Genomic DNA, 8,323 nt, shown 5'->3' on the forward strand with positions numbered 1-8,323 from the left:
GGAAGGCCCGGGCGCCGCAAGACCTACGCGATATGGCATTCAACTTCTGCTCCGGCCGGCTCTGCGGCGCGCGGACCGGCTTGTGGTGAAGGACAAAGGACGGAATGAACGACAGATCGGGTAAGCGGTTCAAAACGCTGCGGCGATGTATCGCGCTGACCTCGACCACGCTCATGGTCGGCACCCTCTTGCACGGGGTGACCCAGCCGGCCGCCGTGGCGGATGACGGGAAGGAGCGCCCCGCTCTTTCCCGGTCCGAGAAGCCGGTACCCGGCTCGACGGCCAAGAGCAAGCCGCGCACCCTGATGAAGGGCCCGCGCACTCCACAGACGCCTCCGGACGCAGGATGGCCGAAGGCAGCCAAGGCGGTCGTCGAGCTGCCGGCCCCCGCTGCGAAAGACGCCACACGCACGACTGTCCGGGCCAAGGGACTGCCGCTGACGCTGGACACGGAAGGCATCACCAGCACGCAGTCGGCGAGCGGCGCGGTCGAGGCACACGTCCTCGACCGCGAAGCAGCACAGAAGACGGATGTCGACGGACTGCTGTTCACGCTGCGTTCGAAGGACGAAGGCAAGAACGGAGAAGCAGGTCGAGCCGGCCAGGTGCGGGCCAAGCTGGACTACTCCGGCTTCGCGGAAGCCTACGGCGGTGACTACGCTTCCCGCCTGACCCTGGTGGAACTGCCCGCATGCGCACTGACCACTCCGGAGCAGGCCCGGTGCCGCACCGGCAAGCCAGTGGAGACGGTCAACGACCTCGAAAAGCAGACCCTGACCGCACAGAACGTGACCCTCAGCACCGGTGCTCCCACCGTACTCGCCGCGGTCGCGGAGGCACAGGGCGCAAACGGGGACTACACGGCCACGTCGCTTTCGCCTTCGGCCACCTGGAGCACCAGTCTGAACACGGGTGACTTCACGTGGTCGTACGAGATGCCGGTGCCGGACGTACCCGGGAGCCTGACTCCGAACGTCGGGCTGTCGTACTCCTCGGGGGCCATCGACGGCCGGACCGGCAGCACCAACAACCAGGCAACGTGGGTGGGTGACGGCTTCAGCCTGTGGCCCGGTTTCATCGAGCGCCGTTACAAGCCGTGCGCCGACGACGGTGTGAAGAACGCGGACGGCAACAAGCCGGGCGACCTGTGCTGGGCCTACGACAACGCCTTCATCACCTTCAACGGCAAGGGCGGCGAACTGGTCCCCAACGGGACCAACTCGTGGAAGCTGAAGGACGACGACGGCACCAAAATCGACCGCCTGACCTCCAGCGACCGCGGCAACGGCGACAACGACGGTGAGTACTGGAGGCTGACCGACCCGGACGGCACCCGCTATTACTTCGGCCACAACCGGCTGCCGGGCTGGACGGACGGAAAGCCGACCACGAACTCCACCTGGACCGTGCCTGTCTTCGGCAACAACTCCGGCGAGCCCTGCCACGCCTCGGCGTTCGCCGACTCGTGGTGCCAGCAGGCCTGGCGGTGGAACCTGGACTACGCCGTGGACGCACACGGCAACGCCATCGCGTACTACTACAACCAGGAGACCAATTCCTACGGCCGCAACCTGAAGGCCAAGGACAACACCCGCTACGTGCGCGGCGGCACCCTGGACCGGATCGAGTACGGACTGAAGTCCTCGTCGGTGTACGGCACCACGGCGCTGGCCAAGGTCGACTTCACCGATGCCGAACGCTGTCTGCCCGACTCCTCCACCACCTGCACGGACATCGGCAAGGACGCCGCCTACTGGTACGACACACCCTGGGACCTGAACTGCGACGAAGGCAAGGACTGCGACAAGGGCCGCCTCTCCCCGGTGTTCTTCACCCGCAAGCGGCTCACCGAGGTGAAGACCCAGGTCTACGACGGCAGCACCTACCAGAACGTCGACTCCTGGAAGCTGATCCACCGCTGGGGCATGGCCGACACCGACTACCAGCTGCTGCTCGACTCCGTCCAGCGCACCGGCCACACGGCAACCCCTGCAATCACCCTGCCGAAGACGACCTTCGCCTACACCCAGAAGGTCAACCGCCTCGACAAGACCGGTGACGGCTACCCGCCGTTCGTCAAGGCTCGTCTGACCACGGTCGCCGACGAATCCGGCGGTCAGATCGACGCCGACTACTCGGCACCGGCCTGCGACTGGGGCGCTCTGCCCACCCCGCAGACCAACACCACCCGCTGCTTCCCGCAGTACATCGGCGGCAGCGCATCGGACGACCCCGAGCGGCAGTGGTTCAACAAGTACGTGGTCACCTCCGTCACCGCCACCGACCGCACCGGCGGGGCACCGGACCAGGTCACCACCTACCAGTACCTGGGCGGTGCGGCCTGGCACTACGACGATGACGAGGGCCTGACCAAGGACAAGTTCAAGACCTGGTCGCAGTGGCGCGGCTACGGGCAGGTCCGCGTGCAGACCGGCGGCCAGGGCGGCGCCTCGGCGATGAAGTCGCAGGAGGACACCTACTTCCTGCGGGGCATGGACGGCGACCGCAAGGACACCAGTGGCGGCACGAAGTCCGTGAGCGTCACCCTGGGGGAAGGCGAGGGCGACCCGATCACTGACCACGAGTCCGCGGCCGGTTTCGTCTACAAGACCGTCAGCTACTCCGGCCCCGGCGGCAGGGCCCTGGCCAAGACGGTCAACCGGCCCTGGCACCACCAGACGGCGAAGAAGACCCGCAGCTGGGGCACCGTCACCGCCAACTTCACCGGCACCAAGAGCAGCCGGTCGTGGACGTCCCTGGACCACGGGGCGGGCGCAAAGTGGCGTACCACCGAGACCAGCAGCGAGTTCGACACGGTGGCCGGGCGCGTCACTCAGACCGACGACCGGGGCGACACCAGCACCGCCGCCGACGACACCTGCACACGCACCACCTACGCCACCAACACGACCGACAACCTCCTGACCCTCCCCTCGCGAGTGGAGACGGTGTCCAAGGCCTGCGGCGCGAGTGCCAGCCGCCCCGAGGACGTGATGTCCGACGTACGCACCGCCTACGACGGCGGCGCATACGACGCGACCCCCACCAAGGGGGACGCGACGGCCAGCGCGGTGCTAAAGCAGTACAACGGCACCACCGCCGTCTACCTGGAATCCGGAACCACCTACGACGCCTACGGCCGGGAGCTGACCAGCACTGACCTGACCGCGGATGTGACCGTCACCGGCACCGGCGTCCTCACACGCACCGTGCGCGGCGACGGCCGCACCACCACAACCGAGTACGCCCCCGCGACCGGTTTTGCCGCCACCGTGAAGGTGACCACACCCCCGGCCAAGACGGGCAGCACGGCCACCGCCCAGACGTCGACCACCACCCAGGACATCTTCCGCGGCCTGCCCCAGAAGCAGACCGACACCAATAGCAGGGTCACCGACTTCGCCTACGACGCCCTGGGCCGCTCGACCAAGGTATGGCTGACCGACCGCTCCACCAGCCAGACCCCGACCTACCAGTTCACCTATACCGTCACCGACGGCCAACCGGTCGCGGTCGGCACCAAGACGCTGGGCATCAACGCCGCCCAGCGCACCTCCTACACCCTCTACGACGGCTTCCTGCGCCCCCGCCAGACCCAGGCCCCCGGCCCCGACGGCGGACGCCTGCTGACCGACACCTTCTATGACGAGCGCGGCCTGATAGCCAAGGAGTTCGCCACCTACCACACCACCGGCGCACCCTCCACCAGGCTGTTCCAGCCCGAAGACGCCCTGGAGGTGGAGACACAGAACCACTACACCTATGACGGTCTGGGCCGCCAGACCGAGGCAAAGCAAATCGCCGGCAACGGCGACGGCGGAGCCGTACTGGCAACGACGAGGACGATCTACGGTGGCGACCGGACCACGGTGATCCCGCCAGCTGGCGGCACCGCCACCACCACGCTCGTCGACGCTCGCGACCGGACCACCGAACTGCGCCAGCACCACGTCCGTGTTCCGGAGGCGTCCTACGACACCACCAAGTACGCCTACACACCGCGCGGAGAACTGTCGGAGGTCACCGACCCGGCGGGCAACACTTGGTCGTACACCTACGACCTGCTGGGCCACCGACTGACGTCCGACGACCCGGACAAGGGCACCACCATCAACACCTACGACGACCGCGGCCAACTGGTCACCGTCAAGGACGCCCGGCCCGACACTCCGGCCCTGTGGCACGGCTACGACAACCTCGGCCGCAAAACCGAACTGCGAGAGAACTCGGCCACCGGCAAACTGCGCGCCACCTGGACCTACGACACCGTCCTCAATGCCAAGGGCCAGCTGGCGGAGTCCACCCGCTACGTCGACGACGCCGCGTACACCACCAAGATCACCCAGTACGACAGCCGCTACCGGCCAATGAGGACCGCCGTAGTCGTCCCCAAGCAGGAGGGTGCCCTGCAGGGCATCTACCAGGCCGGCACCTCCTACCTGCCCTCCGGGCTGGTCGGCGGCATGAGCTACTCCGCAGCCGGCTCGCTCCCGGGCGGCAGCCACTCGTACACCTACGATCCGGCCACGCTGCGGCAGACCTCTCTGCTGGGCGACGGCTTCAAGGCGGAGACCAGCTACTTCAAGACCGGCAAGCCGAGCGAGTACAAGATGTACAGCACGGCCGCCAGCGCCAAGCAGGTCCAGGTCAACAACACCTATGAATGGGGCACCCAGCGCCTGGCCAACTCCAGGGTCGAACGCCAAGACATCGCCGGAGTCGACCGGAGCAGCACCTACCGCTATGACGAAGAGGGCAACGTTTTGTCCCTCTCGGACGTCTCCCGCTCCGGCACCGATACCCAGTGCTTCACCTACGACTACCTGCGCCGCCTGACCGAAGCCTGGACCCAGGACACCACCGACTGCGTCACCACACCCAGCGGCAACGTCCTGGGCGGCCCGGCCCCGTACTGGCACTCCTACATCTACGACCAGGTCGGCAACCGCACCACGGAAACACTCCACGACCCCACGGGAAATGCGGCACAGGACATCACGCGCGTCTACTCCTACCCCGAAGAGGGCAAGGCCCAGCCGCACACGCTGACCTCCGTGACCACCACCGGTCCCACGGGAACGGCAAAGGACTCCTTCGGGTACGACGAGACCGGCAACACCACCACCCGCACCATAAGCGGCACCACGCAGTCCCTCGAGTGGGATGCGGAGGGCCACCTGGCGAAGGTGACCGAGCCCGTCGAAGGCGGCCCCAGCAAGGTCACCGAGTACCTCTACGACACCGAGGGCAACCGCCTGATCGGCCGCACCCCCACCGAGACCACCCTCTACCTCGGCATCACCGAGATCACCCTGGCCAAGGACTCCACCACGCCCAAGGCCACCCGTTACATCTCCCTCGGCGACGGCCACCAGGCCGTCAAGACCGACGACGGCAGCATCTCCTTCACCCTCGCCGACCACCACGGCACCGGACAACTCGCCGTCGAGGCCGGCACCCAGAAGCTCACCCAACGCCGCAGCCTGCCCTTCGGCGGCACCCGCGGCACCGAGCCGGACTCCTGGCCCGGCACCAAGGGCTTCGTCGGCGGCACCGACGACACGGCCGCCACTGGTCTGACCCACCTGGGCGCCCGCGAATACGACCCGAGCACCGGCCGCTTCATATCCGTCGACCCGATCATGGACCTGGCCGACCCCCAGCAGATACACGGCTACACCTACGCCAACAACAACCCCGCCACCCTGTCCGATCCCACCGGCCTCCGGCCGGACGGAATCTGCGGCGGCAACAGCAGCACATGCGTGCCGAGCTATTCAAAGTCCGGGGCCCCCGTCACCTACAAGGAATCCTGGACCAAGAAGAAGGATGGCTGGCATTGGAAGAAATACGACGAAAATAAAAAGGGGAAGCGCTACTACATACACGGATGCCTTGGCTGCAAAAAGTGGGTCGATTTCACTCCCAAGAGACAGCGCTGGACTGAACACGTCGATGCGATAGGGACGGCAATTCCCCCGCTGGGGCCCGTCGCAGATGTGGCTATCGGGCTTAATGCCGCCTATCACAGTAATTGGAATGAAGCAGCCTGGAGGTCGGCCAGCATTGTTCCGCTGGTCGGCGAAGCGCGTGTGGCGAAAGGCCTCCTGGATCTAAAAAAGAAGTGTGAAAAAAATAGCTTTACTCCGGGAACCAAGGTGCTGATGGCGGATGGCAGCACCAAGCCGATCGAAGACGTTGAGATCGGCGACAAGGTTCTGGCCACCGACCCTGGGACCGGTGAGACGGCCGTGGAGACCGTCACCGCCGAAATCAAGGGTGAAGGCACCAAGCGCCTGGTCGAGGTCACTCTTGGCATCGACGGCGACCAAGGCATCGAAACGGCCACCGTCACCGCCACCGACGGTCACCCCTTCTGGGTGCCCGAGCTCAGTGAATGGATCGACGCCGCCGACCTCAAAACCGGCCAGTGGCTCAGGACCAGCGCCGGCACCCATGTACAGATCACTGCGATCAAACGCTGGACAGCCCAGCACGCCACGGTCCACAACCTCACCGTCAACAACCTCCACACGTACTATGTGCTGGCGGGAGCTACGCCGGTCCTGGTGCACAATTCGAATGGCCTGTGTGGAACCGCGGCGCTGGAAAACGGCGACTGGCAGCACATCGTGGACCGTCACCGGCCTGGAGGTGCACTGGTGGACGATGCCGCTGGGATCTTCACCGGTAAGGCAAAGCACGTTCGCCAGCGAATAGCCGACACTATCAACCGGGGAACGCCGAAGCCCAATACGCCGGACCCTGTTACAGGCGAGGCGCGGCCTGGTCAAATCTACGAGTGGGATTTCGGAATCCCTGTCGGGAGGGCGGGCCCGGCGAATGGTGGAGGCGAGCTAACCGGTGTCCGCGTAATCGTTAACGACGGAAAAGTCGTGACGGCGTTTCCGTACTAAATGAGTAGCAAGTGAGGAAAAGTGTGATTCAACTCTCCTTCTACCTCCCGGAGCCGGGTTCAGCCTGGACCAAGACCTGGGACGCTGCCAAGCAGGGCGATCCGGCCGCGATCAGCGAAATGGACCTCCGCTACAAGTGCTTCGGGGTGAATTTCGAACTGATGGTTGGCGACGTTGAGATCGTCTCAAAGAAGAGATTTGTGACTCTCGTCGATCTGGCCTTGTCTCTCTCTGGTGCGGTGAAGCGCATCTCGTCAGGTGAAGATGCCGCATTCGGTTTCACTGAAAGCGAAGAGGTGATTCATCTGCGTCAACATGGCGATCTGGTTGCGGTGAGTTCATCGAAGCATCCAATGCGCGGAGCCGTGGGACGTGAAGAGCTCGTGGGTGAAGTTCTTCGATTCCTTCGGGAAGCGTATTCGCGGTTGATCGCAGAGATTCCTGGATTGTCGGCAAACCCAGTTATCCAGCGAATCTCGTCGGAGTAGGTAACCTGCCTTCGAAGGCGATAGAGATTAAAATGTAGAGGCCCCGCTGGAGTTTTCCAGCGGGGCCTCTACGGGCGTTTGACGGCAACGGTGACGGCAACGTCAGCGGACGACGGGTGGGAAGTCGGGGTCGTCGCTGCCAGGGCTGAGAGCGTCGCCGAGGCTGTCGATGGCTTGGCGCTGGAGGCGGAGTCGGACGTGGGCGTAGACGCCGGCCGTCACGCCGATGTGGGCGTGGTCGAGCAGCTCCTTGATCACGACGAGGTCGATGCCCTGCTCCAGGAGGAGGGTGGCGGTCGAGTGCCGGAGGTCATGGAAGCGGATCACTCGAAGTCCGGTGCGTTCGAGGAGGTGGCGGAAGCGGCGTGTGAGGTTGGTGGGATCGAAGGGCCTGCCGACCGGGGTGGTGAAGACGAGACCGTTGTCCGCCCATCGTGATCCCGCAGCCTGACGATCTTCCTGCTGCCGTTCCTGGTGGATCTTGAGAGAGTTGATGCATTCGGTGGGCAGCGCGATACGGCGTTCAGAGGCGCGGGTCTTGGTGTGCAGGATGGTCAGGCCGCCGGTGTGAGTGCGTTGGAGGGAGCGGTGGATGGCGGCGGTTCCCGCGTCGAGGTCAAGGCGGCCCGCTGACGCGGGCCGCGCGCGCTCCGGCCCTGCGGGGCCGCCGCCCGCTCCTAATGGCGCGGTAAGACGCTGGACCGTTTCTCATGGGCCGGTGTCCCGGGCGGGTCGGCATGTGGTGATCCGTAGCCGCTCCCGAGGCCTGACCTCTCAAGACAGAGCCGGCCCCACGTGCCTGCCCGCCCCGTGCAGCATCCCCGGGGGTGGGGGGGGGGGGGGGGGGGGGGGGGGGGGGGGGGGGGGGGGGGGGGGGGGGGGGGGGGGGGGGGGGGGGGGGGGGGGGGGGGGGGGGGG

The 8,323-nt window shown here is 65.9% G+C and carries 2 protein-coding genes and 1 pseudogene; 2 read left to right on the forward strand and 1 reads right to left on the reverse strand.

Features of this window, described 5'->3' with window-relative positions:
* Positions 1–104 precede the first annotated feature (104 nt).
* Both ACZ56B_RS30040 and ACZ56B_RS30045 read left to right on the forward strand, forming a co-directional pair.
* The gene (locus tag ACZ56B_RS30040; protein ID WP_468797333.1) at positions 105–6,917 is read left to right on the forward strand and encodes a polymorphic toxin-type HINT domain-containing protein; all 6,813 of its coding nucleotides are present in this window, start codon (positions 105–107) and stop codon (positions 6,915–6,917) included.
* A 23-nt stretch (positions 6,918–6,940) separates the two neighbouring features.
* The gene (locus ACZ56B_RS30045; RefSeq protein WP_468797335.1) at positions 6,941–7,405 is read left to right on the forward strand and encodes a hypothetical protein; all 465 of its coding nucleotides are present in this window, start codon (positions 6,941–6,943) and stop codon (positions 7,403–7,405) included.
* A gap of 102 nt (positions 7,406–7,507) precedes the next feature.
* Here the strand turns inward: ACZ56B_RS30045 and ACZ56B_RS30050 are convergent.
* Positions 7,508–8,026: pseudogene (locus ACZ56B_RS30050) on the reverse strand (tyrosine-type recombinase/integrase); the annotation flags it as partial.
* Between the last annotated feature and the right edge of the window lie 297 nt (positions 8,027–8,323).

This window comes from Streptomyces sp. NPDC034670, from assembly GCF_055574875.1.